Source organism: Cellulosimicrobium sp. BMG9.22, assembly GCF_059159975.1.
The window spans coordinates 98,069-117,113 of record NZ_JBZGBY010000003.1; the positions used below are offsets into that span (position 1 = coordinate 98,069).

14 protein-coding genes are annotated in these 19,045 nt (G+C 74.6%); 2 read left to right on the forward strand and 12 right to left on the reverse strand.

The features are described 5' to 3' along the window. Positions 1-19 precede the first annotated feature (19 nt). Positions 20-688: a helix-turn-helix domain-containing protein gene (locus tag AC4H2H_RS03580; RefSeq protein ID WP_494369449.1), complete on the forward strand. Its 669-nt coding sequence runs from the start codon at positions 20-22 to the stop codon at positions 686-688. Beyond that, complete coding sequence (locus AC4H2H_RS03585) at positions 685-1,470, forward strand: hypothetical protein (RefSeq protein ID WP_494369450.1); 786 nt, start codon at positions 685-687, stop codon at positions 1,468-1,470. Before AC4H2H_RS03580 ends, AC4H2H_RS03585 begins: the two co-directional genes overlap by 4 nt. Here the strand turns inward: AC4H2H_RS03585 and AC4H2H_RS03590 are convergent. From AC4H2H_RS03590 to AC4H2H_RS03645, 12 genes are all read right to left on the reverse strand, one after another. After that, positions 1,454-3,142, reverse strand: a complete 1,689-nt coding sequence (locus AC4H2H_RS03590) for a flavin-containing monooxygenase (RefSeq protein WP_494369451.1) — start codon at positions 3,140-3,142, stop codon at positions 1,454-1,456. The two genes, AC4H2H_RS03585 and AC4H2H_RS03590, sit on opposite strands and share 17 nt — an antisense overlap. Before the next feature lie 188 nt (positions 3,143-3,330). After that, positions 3,331-5,142, reverse strand: a complete 1,812-nt coding sequence (locus AC4H2H_RS03595) for a M15 family metallopeptidase (RefSeq protein ID WP_494369452.1) — start codon at positions 5,140-5,142, stop codon at positions 3,331-3,333. Between the two features lie 41 nt (positions 5,143-5,183). After that, positions 5,184-6,002: a lytic transglycosylase domain-containing protein gene (locus tag AC4H2H_RS03600; RefSeq protein ID WP_494369453.1), complete on the reverse strand. Its 819-nt coding sequence runs from the start codon at positions 6,000-6,002 to the stop codon at positions 5,184-5,186. Then, a complete protein-coding gene (locus tag AC4H2H_RS03605; protein ID WP_494369454.1) occupies positions 5,999-8,020 on the reverse strand; it encodes a protein kinase domain-containing protein in 2,022 nt (673 codons plus the stop codon). Before AC4H2H_RS03605 ends, AC4H2H_RS03600 begins: the two co-directional genes overlap by 4 nt. A gap of 46 nt (positions 8,021-8,066) precedes the next feature. After that, on the reverse strand, positions 8,067-8,840 hold the full coding sequence (gene pstB / locus AC4H2H_RS03610; RefSeq protein WP_494365369.1) for a phosphate ABC transporter ATP-binding protein PstB: 774 nt from the start codon (positions 8,838-8,840) through the stop codon (positions 8,067-8,069). Between the two features lie 241 nt (positions 8,841-9,081). Continuing rightward, on the reverse strand, positions 9,082-10,107 hold the full coding sequence (locus tag AC4H2H_RS03615; protein ID WP_494369455.1) for a sortase: 1,026 nt from the start codon (positions 10,105-10,107) through the stop codon (positions 9,082-9,084). Continuing rightward, on the reverse strand, positions 10,104-10,931 hold the full coding sequence (locus AC4H2H_RS03620) for a hypothetical protein (RefSeq protein ID WP_494369456.1): 828 nt from the start codon (positions 10,929-10,931) through the stop codon (positions 10,104-10,106). The genes AC4H2H_RS03615 and AC4H2H_RS03620 overlap by 4 nt, the downstream gene beginning before the upstream one ends. 253 nt (positions 10,932-11,184) lie before the next feature. Then, entirely contained in the window at positions 11,185-12,432 is a 1,248-nt protein-coding gene (locus tag AC4H2H_RS03625) for a hypothetical protein (protein WP_494369457.1), read from the reverse strand. Positions 12,433-12,520: 88 nt separating this feature from the next. Further along, positions 12,521-13,381: an Ig-like domain-containing protein gene (locus AC4H2H_RS03630; protein WP_494369458.1), complete on the reverse strand. Its 861-nt coding sequence runs from the start codon at positions 13,379-13,381 to the stop codon at positions 12,521-12,523. Between the two features lie 46 nt (positions 13,382-13,427). Continuing rightward, complete coding sequence (locus AC4H2H_RS03635; RefSeq protein ID WP_494365056.1) at positions 13,428-14,816, reverse strand: Ig-like domain-containing protein; 1,389 nt, start codon at positions 14,814-14,816, stop codon at positions 13,428-13,430. A 171-nt stretch (positions 14,817-14,987) separates the two neighbouring features. Continuing rightward, positions 14,988-16,157 carry a substrate-binding domain-containing protein gene (locus AC4H2H_RS03640; protein WP_494369459.1) on the reverse strand — a complete coding sequence of 390 codons (1,170 nt, stop codon included), beginning with the start codon at positions 16,155-16,157 and terminating at the stop codon, positions 14,988-14,990. A gap of 179 nt (positions 16,158-16,336) precedes the next feature. Further along, a complete protein-coding gene (locus AC4H2H_RS03645; protein WP_494369460.1) occupies positions 16,337-19,042 on the reverse strand; it encodes a hypothetical protein in 2,706 nt (901 codons plus the stop codon). Positions 19,043-19,045 lie beyond the last annotated feature (3 nt).

Genomic DNA, 19,045 nt, shown 5'->3' on the forward strand with positions numbered 1-19,045 from the left:
GCATGGGACCTTATCTGTCATGGCAGGTGAGGACTTCCTCAGCATCGAGGAGACCGCGCGCACCCTGGGGGTGTCGACTCGTCACGCCCGCCGTCTGGCCGACTCCGGAGCGCTGACCAAGATTGCGCGCGGACTGGTCGACCGCAGCTCGGTCGACCGTTACCTCCGGTCACGACGCCGGGGGCGCACCCGCGCCTGGGCGGAGCCCACTGCCTGGGGAGCGGTCGCGCTTCTCGCCGGCCGCGACACCGACTGGCTGGGAGCCAGCCAGGCCTCGCGGCTCCGCAGCACGCTGCGCCAGATCACCGATATCGAGGACCTGCTCACCCGGATGCGTGAGCGCGCCCAGGTCCACGTCTTCGAGGCACACCGTGCCGCACTCCCCCGGCTGCGAGAGCTCGTCGCGACGAACAACCTGGGACTTCTGGGGATCACCGACGCCGTAGACGACAGCGTCGACGGCTACCTCCCCGCAAGCGACCTGGACAAGGTCGTGCGCTCTCTCGGGCTTCGGGCCGAAGCAGACGGCAGTGCCGTGCTGCGGGTCACCCGTTTCGACTTCGACCGGACGCGAGCACTGGTCGACACCCCGGTGGTCGCGGCACTCGATGCCGCCACGAGCACCGACCCCCGCGTGCGCGGCGTCGGACAGCGCGCGCTGGGTGACCTGCTGAAGACCTACCGATGAGGCACGACCGACCCACCATCGAGATCACCGCGGCTCCCGGCGGCTGGCCGGCGCCATGGCCCAGCGTCGCGCAGCTGGCTGAGGCGTTCCCGGCCGGGAGCTGGACGCTCGTGGGCGGGCTGATGACCCAGCTGCACACGATCCACCACGGATTCGGCATCGTTCGCCCGACGAACGACGTCGACATCGTGCTCCACATCGAGACCGAGCGTGGAGTACCGAACGCGGTCGCCTCAGCGTTGGAGACACTCGGCTATCGATTCCAGCCGAGCATCGACGCACGCAACGACACCGCGCACAGGTTCGTGCGCGGTGCCACCACCGTCGACCTGGTTGCCGGCGGGGCCGAAGAGCAGGTCGACGTCCTGATCGCCGACCATCCGGCCCCGCGCGTGATCGCGAAGCTCCGTGGCCACGAGATGATCCGCATCGAAGGCGGCACCCAGGCACTGCGGCGCACCGTCAACGCACGGCTGGAGATCGTCCCGGGCACGACGGCCACGATCTCGGTGCCACGCCCGTTCGGCGCGCTGATCCTCAAAGCCGCCGCCTACACGTCCGACTCTCGCGATCGCGACCGTCACCTGTTCGACGCCGCCGCTCTGCTGGCGTGCATCGACGACCCGTTCACCGAGCGCGCCGGGTTCACGGGCTCGGACCGCCGCCGCATCGCTGTTCTCGTCACCCACCTGCCGGCATCTCACCTGGCCTGGCGGGCGTTGCCCAGGAGCCTACGGGCGCAAGCACAACTGAGCCTCGAGATCCTCAGCGCGCCGGCGTGACCTCGACGTGTTCGACGGCTCGCGCGACGTGGGCCGAAGGCAGTCCCGACCCCGGCCGGAGGCCGGCGTAGCGCTCCGCCTCGACCTCCGCGCACAGGTCCTGGTAGACGTGCCCGCCGCCGAGGTACACCGCCATCTCCTCGCGCTTGCCCGGCACGTTGCCGCCGAGGAACCAGGCGCCTGCCTTCTTCCCCTCCTCGTACATGACCGTCGCCTTCGCGGCCCGCACGGTCTCGGCGCGCCACCAGTCCTCCGCCTCGCGCGTCGGTTCGAGCCTGTCGATGCCGTTGTCCCGCGCGAAGGTGAGCGCGCGCTGGAGCCACTGCGCCCCGAGCTGGACCGGGACGGGCAGGTTGGACAGCGGGGTCTGCGGGCCCAGCGACATGAAGAAGTTCGGGAACCCGTGGACGGCGATCCCCAGGTAGGTCAGCAACCCGTCGCGCTCCCACCGCTCGCGCAGCGTGATCCCCTCCCTCCCGACGACGTCGATCGCCGTGAGCGCTCCCGTCATGGCGTCGAAGCCCGTGGCGAGCACGAGCACGTCGAGCTCGTGCTCGACGCCGTCGACGACCACGCCGCGCGGCGTGACGTGCGTGATCGGGGACGCGAGCACGTCGACGAGCTCGACGTTCTCCCGGTTGTACGCGTCGTAGTAGCCGTGGCCGGTGGGCGGGCGCTTGCCCATGAAGGTGTACGACGTCGGGCTCAGGGCCTCCGCCGTGCGGGGGTCGGCGACGATCTGCCCGATCTTGCCGCGGATGAACTCGGACGCGTACGCGCTGGCCTGCGGGCTCGTCAGGAGGTCGGTGAAGCACTCCATCGCGAAGTGGAAGCCGCCCGCCTCCCACTTCGACTCGAACACGCGCCGCCGCTCCTCGGCGTCGACGTCGAGCGCGGAGTGCGCAGGGACGTCCATCGGCACCCCGAACGGGTGCCGGGCGGCACGCTCGAAGACCTCGTCGTAGTGCGCGCGCAACCACGCGAGCTCCTCGGGCGTGACGGTCGGGTTGGTCGTCTCGACGACGTAGTTCGGGGTGCGCTGGAAGACAGTGACGTGCGCGGCCTGGGCGGCGAGCTCGGGCAGCATCTGGATCCCCGAGGCACCCACCCCGATCATGCCGACTCGCTTGCCGGTCAGGTCCACACCCTCGTGGGGCCAGCGCGCCGAGTGGTGCACCTCCCCGGCGAACGTGTCCAGGCCGGGGATCTCCGGGTACACCGGCCGCGAGAGGATCCCCGTCGCCGACACGAGGTACGTCGCGCGCAGCCGGGAGCCGTCCGCGAGCGTGAGCGTCCACGCGTTGGCGGCCTCGGAGTGCTCGGCACGCACGACCCGGGTGCTCAGCCGGACGTCCCGGCGCAGGTCGAGCCGGTCGGCGACGAACTCGAGGTACGCACGGATCTCCGCACCCGACGGGTAGCGCTGCGTCCACGCCCACTCGTCGCGCACCTCGGTGGAGAACGTGAACGCGTAGGAGTCGTACTCGGAGTCCGTGCGCACGCCCGGGTAACGGTTGGCCCACCACGTGCCGCCGATCCCGTCGGCGGCGTCGACCACGAGCGTCGACAGTCCGATCTCGCGCAGGTGGTGGAGCATCGCCAGCCCGGAGTACCCCGCTCCGACGACGATCGCGTCGTAGGTCTCGCAGCCGGCACCCGTGGTGTCGCCCATGGACAGCACTCCCCTCGTCTGGTCAGCAGACCCCGTAGGCAGCACGGCCCACGGCGTCGCGGTACACCGTGCCACGCCGACGGCGGCGGCACCAGGGTCCAGAGCGATCGACGTCGCCCCGTCGGTGCGCCCCCGGTCGCCGGCCGCACGTCGCCGGCCGCACGTCGCCGGTCGAGGGGTCGCGCCGGTCACACGGCGTCCGCCGCCTGCCCGGTCGTCGTCGGGGTCACCACCGGCGTGGGCTCGGGAGCGGGCTCAGGCGTGGGGTCGGGGTCCGGCGTGGGCTCTGGGTCCGGCGTCGGGTCGGGATCCGGCGTGGGCTCCGGGTCCGGCGTCGGGTCGGGCGTCGGATCCGGGTCCGGCGTCGGGTCGGGCGTCGGATCCGGGTCCGGCGTCGGGTCGGGCGTGGGGTCGGGCGTCGGATCCGGGTCCGGCGTCGGGTCGGGCGTGGGGTCCGGCGTGGGGTCCGGGTCCGGTGTGGGCGTCGGCGAGGGCGTGGGCGTGGGCGTCGGCGTGGGTGTGGTCGGTGCGGGCGACGACGGCGTGCCGGGCGTGCTCGGCAAGGGCACCTCGGGCGTCGGCGTGGGACCGGCGGCCCCGTTGTCGCGGCCGGGCCCGCGGCCCGGCGAGAACGGGACACCGCCCCCGGCCCCGAGGCCTGGCCCGGTCGTGCCCGCCCAGACCTCCTCGACGGTCACGGCGCGGTCGGGGATCGGGCCACCGCCGAAGAACTCGAAGTGCCACGGTTCGGGCTTGGACCCGTCCGGCCGGGCCCACGCCGGGTTGTCCCAGCCGAAGGCGGGGCCGTGCACGCGCAGCCAGGCGTACTCGGCCGAGGCGCCCCCGGAGATCGGCCGTCCGAGGTCGACGGCGAGCCCCCACCCGTGGTTCGACGTGCCGGGGACGGCCGCAAGGGTCGGCTTCGCCGCCCGGACCGCGAGCTGCGCCGCGAACGACCGGTAGGAGTCCGTGATCGGGATCGACCTGCCGAACTCCTTCTCGTAGGCCGCGTTCAGCGCGGTCAGCCGTTCTGCGGCGTCGCACCTCAGCAGGTGCCCGGCGGCGAAGTCGAGCGGGCACAGCACCGACACGGGAAGGTACCCGTTCGCGTAGCCGGCGGTCGATCCGCGGTACTGCTCGACGACGGCCCGCAACGCCTCGGCGAGGGTCCCGCCCGCGCGCGGGACGTCCGTGGCGAGCGGGCGGGCCGCCGCGATGACGACGCCGCTGGACAGGGCCCCGGTCGACGGGTCGAGGAGCGCCGACAGCCGCATCGCCGCCTCGACGACGTCGTCGAAGGTGACCTCGCCGCGCCCGTGCTGCTCGCCGTCGACCGCCTCGGCGGGCGCCGGGACCGCGTCCGGCACGGTCGCCGGACCCCGCTCCACGCCCCCGCCCGGCGACGCGGACGACGTCGGCGGTGCGGCTGGTGCGGAAGGCGCGGGCGGTGCAGGAGGCGTGGTCGGCGACGCGACGACGTGCGACACGTTCTCGGCCGTCATCCCCGCCGTCGGCCCGGGCTCCGCGCCCGGATCCTGGACCTGCGCCTGGAGCGGCGCCTCGAGAGGCACGTCCCGGCCGGGGTCGCGCGCGTCCTCCTGGGCGAGGTAGACGCTGAGCAGGCTGCCGAGCTCCGCCGCGGCCTGCCGCACCTCCGGCGTGAGGGCGCGGCCCTCCGACTGCGCGGCACGCTCGGCGCGCTCGAGCACGTCCAGCACCTGGGCCAGTGTCGTCGGGCGGTCCGGGTCGCTCGTCGCGCCGATCCGACCCACGGTCACGCTGAGGGGTGCGGGCTCGACCGCGCCGCCCATGACCGGCACCGCGGACAGCGGCGCGCCGCCGAGGCTGACTCCGACCAGGCCGAGCACGACCAGGCCCGAGGGGACGACGACGCCCAGGAAGCGCCGGTCGCAGGCGTACCGCCGGACCGGTTGCAGGACCGGCCGGAGGGCCGCACGGATACCGGCTGCGGTCGCCTCCGGGGGGTGGTTGCTGGTCACGATGTGCTCTCCTCGGTCGTCGTGGGTCGTGCGTGGGGGTGTCATGGGGCCGCCGTCGCGTCGGCATAGCGCTGCGCGACGGCGGCGACGTCGGCGACATAGGCGTCCGAACGGTTGTAGGACAGGACGGCCGACCTCCATCCCTCCGCGCGGGCCATGTCCCCGGAGGCGCACAGGTAGCGCCCCGCGGCGAGCGCCGCGTCGTCGATCTGGTTCGGGTCGGCCACCCCGTCGCCGTCGCCGTCGGCGCCCCAGCGTTCCCAGGTCGACGGGATGAACTGCATCGGGCCGACGGCGCGGTCCCAGGTCGCATCGTCGTCCCACCGGCCGCCGTCGGTGTCCGGGATCGCGGCCACGCCCGGCCTTCCGTCCAGCGGGATGCCGCGGATCGGCGGTTCGGGCGTGCCCGTGTCGGTCAGGGTCGCGCCACCGTAGGTGCCGTGCCACGACTCGACGGACCCGATCCCGGCCAGCGTGTTCCACGCGAGCCCGCAGCCCGGCTGCTCGGACCCGACCGTGAGGTCCGCCGACGCGTACGCCAGCACGGCCCGCGCCCCGATGCCCGTCCGGTCGCCGACCTCGCGCGCCCAGGTCGCGTCGACCCGGTCGGTGGGCGTGGCGGTTCCGGGCGGCGAAAGGGTGTCGAGCCGGTCGACGGCGTCGGCGACCTCCTGCCGGCTCGGCCCCGCGTCGGCAGACAGGTCTGTGGCCGCCTCGGGCGAGGCGACGACGACGGCGAGCCCCGGCGCAGGGACCTGGACCGCGACGTCGTCGAGCGGGCCCTGTCGCAGCGCGAGCGCCGCGAGCCCGACGAGCCCGGTCACGACGGCGCCCGCGACGGCCACGGTCGCGCGCGTCACGGCTCCTCCTCCTCGTCCGGGCCGGTCTCGGTCGGCGTCGGGTCCGGATCCGGGTCCGGGCCGTCGGGGTCCTGCGGGTCCGTGGTCGGTGTCGGTGCCGGGGTCGTCGTGGGCGTGGGGGCCGGGCGCGGGGCGGGCGTCGCGCCCGGCCCGGCGGTGGGTTCCGGGGCGGCCACGACGAGGTGCACCGGGTCGGTCAGGGCCGACGACGTCCCGGCGGTCGGGCGGGTGCCCGTCACGCGCGCGGACGCGTCCGCGGCGTCGGGTCGCACGACCCGGAAGCCGGCCTCCTCGAGCAAGCGTTGCGCGTCGTCGAGGCCGAGGCCCGCGACGTCGGGCACGGTGTTGGTCCCGCTGGCCACGACCACGTGCACGACCCCGCCGGGAGCGATGCTCGTCCCGGCGGCCGGTTCCTGGCCCAGCACCCGGTCGGCGGGCAGCGGCGACTCGGACGGCACCACCTCCCCCAGCGTCAGGCCCTGGGCCTGCAGCAGCGCGACGGCCTGCGACAGCGTGCCGCCCAGCTCGGGCACGACGACGTCGGCGGCGACGGTCGCCTGCTCCGTCGGCGCGGGCCCGGGCGTCGTCGCGCTCGGTGCGGGTGCGGGCGCGCTCGCGCTGACCTCGGGCGCCGGAGCGGTGCCGACGTCGAGCCCCCCGGTCGCCACCGCCCAGACGGCCAGGCCGGCCACCACCAGGGTCACGACGGCGGCCACGGCTCCCCCGGTCGGCGCCCGCGTTGCGCCCGCAGGGTCGACGCCGGCGCCGCCGTCGTGCGCCCACGGCCCGGGGAGCGGCCCGGGCGCGACGCCCCCCGCCGCCGCGAGGCCGACGAGCTGCCCGGACTCGCCCGGCACGGTCGTCCCCGCGTTCGTCCGGTCGGTCCCCACGATCGCGACCGAGCCCGCCGCAGCGCCTGCCGCAGCGCTGGCCGCACCGGCCGCCGCCGCGAGGATCGCGGTGCGCATCTCCGCGGCGTCGCGGAACCGGCGGGCGGGCGTCTTCGTCATCGCCCGGGTCACGACCCGGTCCAGAGGTTGTGCGTCGGGCCGGACGGCGGACGGCACGGGCGGTGGCGCGCTCACGTGCGCCTGGAGCACCTGCCCCGCGGTCTCGCGCGGGAACGGCACCTGCCCGGTCAGCAGGAAGTAGAGCAGGGCGCCCGCCTGGTACTGGTCTCCGGCGGCGCGTACGGGCCGCCCCTGGGCCTGCTCGGGCGACATGAACTGCGGGTTGCCCACGACCCCGGGCCCGGTGACCGCCGTGGCTCCGACCCCCGCGGGTGGCACACCGGACCCCGTCGCGCCGGGCATGACGACGGTGCGGCCCACCGGCCCGCCGACCCCGCCGACCGGGCTGCCCGCCGTGCCGGCGCCGTGCGCCGTGGCGGCGTGGCCGGACTGTCCGGCCAGCCCGAAGTCGACCAGGCGCACGTGCGCGGCCTCGACCGGGCCGTCGTCGTCCGCGGCGCGTGCCAGCAGCACGTTGCCGGGCGCGACGTCGCGGTGCACCAGGCCCTGCGCGTGCGCCGCGGCGAGGGCGGCCAGGACGCCGTCGAGCACGGCCGCGGCCTCGCCGACCGGCAGCGGGCCGCGGGCCGCGACGAGGTCGGCGAGGCTGCCGCCCGGCACGAGCTCCAGCGCGACCCAGGCCTGCACCACGCCGCCCGAGTCGTGCGTGCCGACGGCGCGCACGGCGGCGACGTTGGGGTGGTGCAGCCGGCGGACCGCGCCCGCCTGGGCCCAGAACGCGGACCGCGCGGCGTCGTCGGCGCTCAGGTGCGGGTGCAGCACCTTGACCGCGACGCGCTGCGGCTCGGCGCCCCCCGCGCCGTCCCCGACGTCGGCGCCGTCGACGTCGTCAGGCCCGAGGTCCTGCGCCTCGTACACCGACGCCGTGCCACCGACACCCAGCAGGTCGCCGAGCACGAACCGGCCCCCGAGGAGCGCGCGGTGCTCCTCGGGTGCGGTCGGGTCGTCGTCCTGCCGCGCGTCTGCGCGCTCGTCGTCGTCCGTCATCGCTGGTCCTGGTCCTCGGTCCTCGGTCCTCGTCCTGGTCCCGGCCTCAGCCGAAGCGGCCGTTGACGTAGTCGTAGGTGCGCTCGTCCTGCGGCTCGGAGAACATCGCCTCCGTGTCGCCGTACTCGACGATCGCGCCGGGCGTCCCCTGCGACGCGAGGAAGAACGCGCACTGCTGGGACACGCGCTGCGCCTGCTGCATGTTGTGCGTGACGATGACGATCGTCACCTCCTTCTGCAGCTCGGACATCGTCTCCTCGATGACGCGCGTCGAGGTCGGGTCGAGCGCCGAGCAGGGCTCGTCCATGAGCAGCACCTTGGGCGTGACGGCGAGCGACCGCGCGATGCACAGGCGCTGCTGCTGCCCGCCGGACAGGCCGCCGCCGGGCTGGCGCAGGCGGTCCTTGACCTCGTTCCACAGGCCGGACGAGCGCAGCGACCGCTCGACGATCTCGTCCTTGGTGTCGCGCGAGACCTTGCGGCCGGTGAGCTTGAGCCCGGCCACGACGTTGTCGTAGATGGACATGGCGGGGAACGGGTTGGGCTTCTGGAACACCATCCCGATGTCCTTGCGGGCATCCTGGAGCTTCTTGCTCCGGTCGTAGATGTCGTCGCCGTCGAGCAGCACCTGCCCGGCGAGCGCCGCCGACGGCACGAGCTCGTGCATGCGGTTGAGGATGCGCAGGAACGTGGACTTGCCGCAGCCGGACGGTCCGATGAGGGCGGTGACCTGCCCGGGCGGCATCGAGAGCGACACCTTCTCGAGCACCTTGTGGCTGCCGAACCAGGCGGAGATCTCCCGGGCGTGCAGGGCCGACAGGGTCCGCGTCGGCGCGTCCGCGGGCTCGCCCACGTCCAGACCGAGTGGCGGGATCGGACGCGCGGGCGACGCGTCGGTGATCGCGCCCGACGGGGGCGCGGGCTGGGCGACGGTGGGCTCGGCGACGGTGGGATCGGCCACGGCCGACGGCGCGTCGGGCGGCGCCGCGGCCGCCAGGACCGTGGTCCGGTCGGTCGGAATGGTCATCGGTCTCTCCTCGGTTCGGGGTCGTGGAACTCGGTCACAGCAGGTTGGGCAGGGCGTCCATGACGAGGTCCGCCGCGGTGACGCCGAGCGCCACCAGCAGGGGCACGCCGATCACCCAGGCGTGCCGGCGTCCCCAGGTGCGCCAGAGCCACACGACGGCGACGCCGGCGGCGGTGAACAGCACGAGCACGAAGAACGCGGTGAACCAGGCGTCGGACTGCGCGCCCATCTCGCGCTCGGAGTCGGGCAGCGCGGGGGTGTACAGCACCTTGACGGGCGTCTCCTGGACCGCCGACGTCAGCTGGGCGTCCACGTGCAGCACGCCCGAGGGGAACAGCGGCAACCCGTCGGCGGTCATGAGCTCGAGGCGCCCCTCGTCGGCGTCGAGATCGGCGGGCAGCGGGTCGCCGGCCCGGCGCTGGCCGAGCACGGTGTAGGTGTGCACGCCCTGGCCGGTGGTGACGACGATCTCGTCGCCGGGCACGAGCCGGTCCAGGTCGCCGAACGGGCCGCCGTAGGCGAGCTGGCGCCCGAGCAGGATCGACGGGCCGCTCTGCCCCGGCATGACGGAGTCGCGCCGGTGGCCGGGCCCGCCGCGCAGCACGCCGGAGTCGGTGCCCTCGCGCACCACCTCGGTGAGCCCGATCGCGGGAATCTGCAGCAGCGCTACGGGCGTGCCGTCGGCGACGAGCTCCTCCTCGAAGTCGAGCTGCCCCACCGGGGTCGTCGCCTTCGCGAGCCCGGTGCGCAGCTCGTCGTAGGCGAGGGTCTGGGTGCGGTGGTGCTGGAAGGACGAGAACAGGGTGGCGTGCGCGACGAACCCGAGCAGCAGCAGCGACACGGTGAGGATCGCGGTGCCGACCCACCAGCGGCTGTCGCGGGGCGCCGGCGGGCGCGGGGCCGGGGCGGGCAGCGCGGGACGGCGTCGGGCCCGCCGGGGCCCGCGGCCCGACGGCGGCGGCGCGTAGACGTCCGACGGCCGCGGGGGCGCCGGCTCGTCGGGCGCGCGGGTGCCGGTCGGGGTCTCGGTGTCCGGCCCGGAGTCGACGACGGTGCTCATGCCGGCACCCCCGCCCCGAGGCGCAGGGTCCGCAGGGCCCACCAGCCCCCGTACGCGAGGCCGACCGCCCCGACGCCGCCGCCCGTCCACCACGCCCACCGGGGCACGTTCAGCCCTGCGCCCGCGGCGCCGTCGGCCGGCGTCCCGACCAGGAGCTTCGCCTGCGCGACGACGGTGCCGCACCACCCGGCGAGCTGCAGCGTGTGCTGCCCCGGGGCGACGTCCTCGCCCACAGGTACCGCGGCGGTCACGGCGCCCTGGGCGTCGGCGGCCGCTGCGACGACGAGGACGGGGTCGGAGAAGAGCGCGACCTGCACCTTCTCGTCCGGCGCGAAGCCCGTGGCCGTGGCGGACACCGTGTCGCCCGGCAGGTACACGTCGGCGTCCACCGTGGCCTCGGCGGTCTCCTCGGCGGGTTCCGTCGGCGCCGCGGGCTCGGCCGGGTCGACGCACGCCGGCTCGGCGGCGCCGTCCGCGGCCGGCGCGGCGGGGTCGCCCGACGCCGGGGCCTGGCCCGTCGCACCGGGTGCGGTCGGGGCGGGGATCCGGGTCGTGCCGGGCACGCTCCCGGTGCCCGGCACGGTGCCGCCGCCCGCGGGTGGTGGGGTGGTGCTCGGGGGCGGCGTCACGGGCGGTGCCGGGGGCGGAATCGGGGGCGGTGTCGTCGGGGGCGGCGTGGGCGACGGCGTCGGGATGCTCACGCTGATCCCCGTGCCGTCGTCGTCGGCCGCCCAGGCGGGGCCGGCCAGGCCGCACCAGGCGGCGACGGTCAGCCCGCCGACGGCGAGCAGCGCCGGCAGGCGGCGGGCGGGTCGCTGGTTCATCGGGCTCTCTCGTTCTCGGTCGTGTGGGGTGCGGTTCGGGTGGCGGGCCTGTCGGTCCGGGGAGCCAGGTGTCTCGGCGAAGTTGTCAGGTAGGAGCCGGCGAAGTTGTCAAGTAGGACCCGCTGACCAGGACCAGCGGTGCGTGGTGACGTGGCCGGGCGCGAGCCGGACACGACGTCCCCGACCTGCGGCAAGACGACGTGGCCGTGGTTCCGCTCGCGCTGCTGGGTCCCTCGAAGGGTCGGCTGCGAGGTCATCGGGCTCTCTCGTTCTCGGTGGGGTGGCTCGAGGTGGGGTCGGGGTCGTGCCCGACGGCGCGCGGTGCGGCCGTCGCGGCGAGCACCTCGGCGCGGGCCTCGGCGCGCACGTGGTCGGCGTAGTCGGCGAGCTCGGCCGCGAGGTGCTCGCGGGCGCGACGCCGGGTCACGACGACCGCGGTCACCGCGCCGACCGCGACGACGAGGATCGCGAGCGCCACCCAGGGCACGGCCCACGTGGTGCTCGACGCGCGGGCCACCGCCGGTTGCGGCACAGCGACCGCGGCGTCGGTCCCGTCGGCGGCGACCTGCTCGGTGCCCTCCGCGGGCGCGGCCTGCCCGGACGGGGTGGCCGTGACCGTGACGTCGGCCCAGAGCAGCAGGAGCGGCGGGACGCCGGGCAGGGTGGCCTCGACGTGCGCGACGCCGCCGGGCACGAGGTCGGTGACGGGCTCGACGGGCACAGTGCCCAGGTCGATGCCGAACGGCCCGGTCAGCTGCACGCTCGGGGTGGCGTCGAGGCGCACGTTGCCGGTGTTCGTGAGGTCGAACCCGACGTGGGCGGTGCCGCCCCCGACGGGGTTCGCGCCGCCGTCGTACCGGGTGGCCACCCCGGTGACGCCGACCGCGGGCTCGAGCGCGCCGTCGACGCGCAGGTAGACGCGCGTGCCGACGCGGTCCTCGCGGCGCACGGCCGCGCCGTCGTCGCCGGTGGTCTCGGAGACGTACGACGCGACGATGCCCGCGGCGTGGTCGCCGGGCGTCGCGTCGACGGGCACGGTGACGGTGAACGGCAGGTCGGCCCGCTCCCCCGGGCCCAGGGTGACCTCGACGCCGAGCTCGGCGGCGCACGCGGCGGCAGCCTCCGCGTCGGCGGCGCCCGGGCACGACGCCGTCCCGGAGTCCACCGAGGTCCAAGCGCCCAGGTCCGCGGACGGCTCGTCGGCGCCGATCAGGGTGAACGCGCCGGTGTCGTAGTCGGTGGTCGCGTCGGCGGCGTACACGCGGAAGGTCGCGGCCCCGTCGGAGAGGTTCGACACGGCGACCCAGTCGCTGACGGTGGTGCCGGGCGCGACGGCGTAGTCGAACGCGGTGCGCCCGTCGGGGCCGCCCGGCGACGAAGGCTGCACGCTCCAGGTGACCTCGTCGCCGTCGACGGCGAGAGCGGGTGCGGCCACCCCGGCGAGCCCAACGGTCACTGCTGCGGCCAGCGCCCAGGTCGCGACGCTCCTCCGGACGATCATGTGTGCTCCTTCGAGAGAGGGTGCCGGGGCGCCGCGGCCCGCTCGTCGCGGACCGCGGCACCCGGAGAGTCAGCCGACGATCACGGCGTCAGCACCGCACGCGGACGACGTCGGACGTCGAGGCGTCGTGCTGGGCGTCACCCGAGTACTCCGCGCGGAAGGAGTACGACCGCCACGGCTTGAGGCCGGTCACGTCGACCGTCGCGACGCCGTCGGTCACCGTGGCCGTCCCGACCGTGCGGCCCGTGGCGACGTCCGTGAACGTCACCTCACCGGTCGCGGAGGCCGGGCCGACCTCGGCCGTGAGCGTGGCCGCCTTCCAGCCGCTCTCGGCGGTCAGGGACGTCGTGGTGGCCTCCTTCACGAGCTCCCAGGAGCCCGTGTTGGTCGCGTCGTCCCAGCTCAGGCGGACGTCCACCGAGAAGTACCTGGAGTCACCGACGCCGGCACCGGCGGGCGGGAAGGTCGTGCCCGGCGCGTCGCCCGGGTCGCACGTGATCACGTAGGTCGCCACCCCGCTGCGGCCGTCGAACCGGTCGGCGGGGAAGCCGTAGGCGGCCCAGCGCGAGGCCGAGCTGCCGGTCCGCTCGATCGGCTCGCCGTCGAGGCCCGAGCCGGCGATCGGGGAGGTGGCCACCTTGACCAGCGCGGGGAGCCCGGCGTCGGACTGGCTGACCGCTGCGGGCCAGGTGCCGTCCGGCCACACGAACAGCACGCGCGACGATCCGCGGTACCCCTCGGGGCAGCCGACCTCGGTCGTCAGGGACCGCGGGCCACCGGCGGCGGTGATCTCCCCCGCGGTCTTGTCGAGGGTGATGCCGCCGAGGCGGGTGTCGGGGTCGAGCACGGGGTTGGCCGCCTGGGCGGCGGGGGCGGCCAGGACGGCCCCCAGCGCGATCGTCAGGGCGGCGGCGAGGCGCGCCGCGCGACGGGTCGTGGTCTGAGACATGGTTCCTGCCTTCGTCAGAGGGTTCATGGGAACGGATCGGCCCGGGTCAGATGAGCGTCAGGGTGAGGGTGGCGGTGTAGTCGCCGGGGGCGCTGTCGGCCGGGGCCTTGAGCGTGAGGGCGGCGTCCACGGTGGTGGTGGTGCCCGTGACCCCGGACGTGGCCTGCGCGAGCGGCTTCGGGGAGGACAGGCCGCCGCCCTGCCCGGCCGCGACCTCCGCGCCGGCGGTGCCGGCCGCGGTGCCCTGGAGCTGCGGCTTCCAGCCGAGGGCGCTCGCGGGGATCTTGGCCGACGCCTGCTCGGCGTGGGCGAAGTCGCTGACCTCGCCGTTGAGCGTCCACGCCAGCCGCTCGGCGCGGTTGTCGGTGACGGTCACCTGCCCGAGCGAGCCCGTGGACGTGTAGGTCGAGCCGTCGAGCGTGGGCACCCCGAGCGCGACGTCGCCGCCCGACACCGTGAGGTGCAGGCCGTTGGCGTCCGCCGGGATGGTCACCGTGACGGTCTTGTCCTCCTCCTGGGGCTCCGTCGGCTCGGCCACCGTGGTGACGACCGCGTCGTTGGAGTCCGACCCGTCGTGCTGGCCGTCACCCGCGTAGGTCGCTCGGAACCGGTACTCGGTGTCGGGCTCCAGCTCGTCCACCGTGAGGGCGGCGCTGCCACCCTCGAGCGGTGCGGTGCCGATCGCCTCGGGGCTGCCGTCGGTGACGTCGTGGAAGGTCACGTCGCCGGTGGCGGCGGCCGGGCCGACGGCGGCGGTCAGCGTGACCGAGCCGTCGTTGCCCGCCGTCGGGGTCAGGGTGGTGGTGGTGTCGACCTTCTCGACCGGGCCGCTCCCGTCCACGACCTCCCAGGTGCCCTGGTTCGCTGCGTCGTCCCAGTCGATGCGGAGGTCGACGGAGAAGTACTTCGAGTCGCCCACGCCGGAAAGGTTCGACGGCAGGGTTGCCGGTGCCGGGGCCTCGCCCGGGTCGCACGTGACCAGGTAGGTCGCCACGCCGCTGTGACCGTCGAAGTTGTTGCCGCTGTAGCCGGCACCGTTCCACTTGGACGCGAACCTCTGGAAGCCGTCCGTCTCGGACAGGTTGGCACGGTCGATCGGCTGCCCGTCGAGCCCGCTCCCGGCGACAGCGGCGACGTAGGCCATGGCGACGAACTGCGAGCCACTGGTGACCCAGGTGCCGTCCGGCCAGATGAAGTGCACCTTGGACGAACCGCGGAATCCCTCGGGGCAGCCCGTCTCCGTGGTGAGCCGCTGGGGGCCGCCGGCCCAGGAGATGGCGCCGCCGGTGACGTCGAGCGTGAGGTCACCCAGGCGGTTGTCCGGGTCCAGGCCCGGAGCCAGCGCCTGGGCGGGAGCGGCGGTCAGTCCGCCGAGGGCGACCGCCAGCGTGGCGGCCAGCGCGAGGCCCGCACGGCGGACCGATGTCAAGCGCATCGTCGAGTTCCCTTCGTGGGTCGACCCGGACGGTCCGGGGCGGTAAGAAGCGCGTGCGTGGCGGTAGCCGGTCGCTCCGACTGCCGCCGTGGAACCGGGGTGCGCCGCCTGGCGGGCGGCACACCCCGGCGTGGGCCTCAGCTCACCCGAGGCTCACGTCCCTGGCGGGACTCAGTTGCGGCGGTAGGACTCGGTGTCCCCGGCCTCGTAGAAGCCCAGGCCGATCTGGACGCCGTTCACGCCGGTGCCCCGGTTGATGAGGGAGCCAAAGCCGAAGTCCTCGATCGTGTACGTCCCGTCGCTCGACGTCGCGTGGTACGCGGCGCCGCCGGAGCCGGCGAACAGGTACTCGATGTCGGAGCCCGGGACGATCGCCGCGTGCGGCACGACCGTGAACACCGGCCGGGCCAGCGGGAACGCCGTGTTGAGCACGCCGTCCGCGAGCGGCTGGACGCCGTTCACGGTGGCGAGCTCGGCGCCGTCGCGGCGGTCGGCGACCGTCACGTCGTAGAGCGACTGCAGCTGCGCCGAGTTGCCCTGGGCGATGTGCTGCGCGATCGAGTAGGGCGCGATCGCGTTGTCGACGTCCGCGAGCACGGCGCCGTCGTGCTCCTGCACCGAGCCGCCCGAGTACGTGTCCGACACCGCCGAACCGATGGTGGCGCCGTTCAGGACCGTGGACAGCCAGAACGAGCGCGTGCCCGAGCCGGCCTGCGGGATGAACGGCACGATGTCGGCACCGCTGCCCTGGACGCCCACGGTGTAGTCGGTGCCGTCGATGGTGACGCTCTCACCGTTGTTCGACGTGTAGATCTCGATGAGCTCCGCCTGGGTCAGGTCCCGCGGCACGGTGGTGTTGTCCCCGTCCACGGCGTAGGTGACCGCGTCCACCGCGAGCGGGACGTACGCGTACGTGCCGTTCTGGTCGATGGACGACGGTGCGCTCGACGACCGGGAGACCTGGATGTCCGCCGGGCTCAGCTGCACGCCGTTCCACAGACCGTTGGTCCAGGCCGCGCGCAGCGCGGTGAACCCGTTGCCCGACCCGTTCGGCCGGTCGAAGAACGGCCCGTCCGGGCGGGTCTGGATCGGGGAGTAGCCGGTGGCGTCCCACGAGCCGAAGATCAGCTTCCCCTCGCGCAGGATGACGGCCGCGAGGCCGTTGTTGAGGTCCTGGGTGGTGTCGGAACCGACCGCGTCGACCGTCCGGTTCAGGTCGGGCTGGCCGGTGGCCGGGTCGATCGGGTCGGCGGAGGCGGTGGCCGCCCCGCCGAGGAGGAGCGCTGCGGTCGCTGCGCCGGCGAGGAACCCGCGGGCTCCTCGCTGGAGGTGCTTGGACATGGCATGCCTTCCTACTAGAGTTCCCCCTCACAGGTCGCGAGCGACCTTGCGTCCCGTCAGGGACACGGCCCCTCACCCCGGTTCGCTGCTCGGGTGGGGGGCCTCCGCGTGCGGGCGGGGGTGATGACCCGCACGGGAAGCCTGTGTGGAGTTGGTCTCGCCGGTGGCGGGCGGGTCGCTCAGCCGGTGAGGTCGCGGCGCCGCAGGAGGAATGGCGCGCCGACCATCCCGGCCAGTGCCGCGAGCAAGGTGCCGCCCAGGGCGACCGACGCGGCCAGCGACGCTGTGTCGTCCGCGGCCGATGCCTCGTCCTGCGTCGTCGTGGGTCCACCGGGGCCGTCGGCTCCGGGGTCCGACGACGGATCACCGGCCGCCGGGTCGCCGTCCACGGGGACCGACACGTTCGTTCCGGTGTCCCTCCCGGCACGTCCCGCGCCGGCGGGGTCGCCGGAGCCGTCGTTCCCGTCCGCGCCGGGACCGTCGGCGTCCGGGCCGGACCCGGGTGGTGCGAGCAGCCGATCGGCCAGGGCGAGCGCTGCCGTCTGCTGCTCGGCGGTCAGCGGCACGTAGCCCTCGGGGAGGCCGCCCCGCTCGCCCGTGACGACGTTGCCGTCGGTCGCGGCGTACGTCAGCAGGTGGGCGTACTCGGTGCGGGCCGGTCCGTCCAGGCGGCCCACGCGCAGGTCGACCGCCGCGTGGATCGTCGTGGCGAGCGGGTAGGCGCCGGCGGGCAGCGCGGTCAGGTCGATGACGCCGACCCCGCGCTCGTCCACCGGCCCGGAGGCGATCGCCGTGCTCAGCGACTGCTCGTCGTAGCCCACGAACTCCCGCGCGTCCGCGACGTCGTCGGCGGTCGTGGTCCGGTCCAGCGGGAGCGCGAGGCTCGCGGTGCTCAGGCCGTACAGCTCCGTCGACGTCGCCGTCACCGGGCCCATCATGAGCTGTGGCCGGTCGGGGGTGGGAGGCGTCTTCCGGTTCCAGCGGCCGGGCGCCGTGAGCCCGACCGCGACGTAGTTGGGGTCCCACTCGTCGGGCATCTTGGAGTCCGCCCTCGCGACACGTACCGCGTTGTCCTCGAGGTCCTGCGCGTACGGCGTGTAGGCGGTGGAGTCGATCTGCTCGCCCTTGTACTTCTTGGTGGCGGTCGCCAGGTCCGGGTCGAGCGTCTGGTCGGCCTTGGGGAAGGTGTCGAGCGGCACGCGCGACAGGTCCACCCCGTACCCGCCCCCGGCGGCCCCGGGGTGCCCTGCCGGGAGGTAGTACGGGTTGACCGTGTTGCCCCACGGGTCCGGCTCGCCCCGGAGGAACGCGCGGGCGTCGGCGTCCGCCTGCACGTACTGCCACAGGAGCCGGATCGCGTCGTCGCCGCTCGGCCCGGACACGACCCACGTCATGCGGTCGTGGTTGCCGAAGTCGGTGGGGTTGCCGAGCGCGATCCACTCCTCGTCCTCGGTGACCCTGTGCTTCGCGAGCACGTCGAACGACTCGCCCACCCTCTCGCCGCCCGCGAACTGCACCCACGGGACGTGGTACTTGTAGGAGTGGGTGAGGAGTTTGGCAATCAGGCGTGGGGTGAGGCGCAGGTCGGTGTGCGCCGTCCCGTCCATCTCCTGGGCCACGAAGCCGATCGTCAGGGCCGTGTTCGCGAGCGGCGCGTAGCCGAGGTCGGCCTCGGCGAGCAGCTCCGGGTTCGCGGTGCCGATCGAGTCGGGAGTCAGCGGGGCCGCCACCGCGGCGAAGTCGGTCGTGCCGGTCAGGAGCTGGGTGCGGGTGAGGGTGCCGCTGTTGGTGTTGAGGGAGAACGTCGCGCCGCCGTCGCCGGCGCACAGCGCGGTCTGCCACGAGCTCATCGCGTCGGCGATCAGCTCGCTGCCGACGACGCTCCGCTCCGCCGACCCGGCGGGGCAGCGCTGGAACGGGTTCTCGAAGTTGAGCGGGACCACCATCCGGTTGTCCCAGAAGGTGCACTCCGCCGACACGGGCGACCCGTGCTGCCCCTTCAGCTCCCGGCCGAAGGTGTTGATCGGTCCCATGGTGCGATTGCCGCAGATCGTGCCGTCGGCGAGCGACCCCGAGTGCGTGCCCCGGGGGACGACCACGAGCCAGCACCGCTCCCCCGCTGCCTCCGGGTCGCCGCAGCCCAGGTACGGCTGGGCGGCAGCGGACTGCACCAGCATGTTGTGCCGGGCGGTGCCGTCGGCCGCGATCGGGACGAAGGGCTGCTCGTTCGAGATGGAGGCGTCGAAGAAGATCCCGAGACCGCGATTGCTGCGTGACGTGCTGCCGTCGCCGACAGGCACCTCGATGGTCTCGTTCTCCTGGCCCGTCACGGCCCGGAACTTGACCTGGTGGACCCATCCGCGGTCATAGGTGCTGCCGACCGGGTGCACGTCCTTACCGCCTCCGCCGACCTCCGAGGGCGAGTACCCACCGAACTGGCACGTCTTCTCGAAGTCCTCCCCCAGCGGATCACCCCAGCACTGCATGAGCTGGAGGTAGTTGTTCCGGTAGCCCGGGTCACCCGACGGCGCCGTCGGGGCCATCCCCGAGGCGGTGACCGTGACGACCTGGTCGATCAGTCCCTCGGTCTGCGACACCGTGACCTCGAGGTCCTTGAAGTCGTCCCAGTGCCCTGAGCCGTCGGCGTCGTCGACCATGTGGGCCCGGTCCGGCTGGTAGCGCTGGAGGTCCGCGGGGTTGCCGCCCGCCCACTGCACGGTGACCGCCGAGTCGGTCGGTCCGCCGCCGGCGGGGTCGTCGGCGGCACCTGCGGGGCCCGAGCCGAGCAGGGTCACGCCGACCAGCGCGGCCACCGTCGTGAGGGCGCCCCACCGCACCGCCCGGCGGCGGGTCCTGGCGCCGTTCGTCCTCGCGCGTTCGTTCACGAT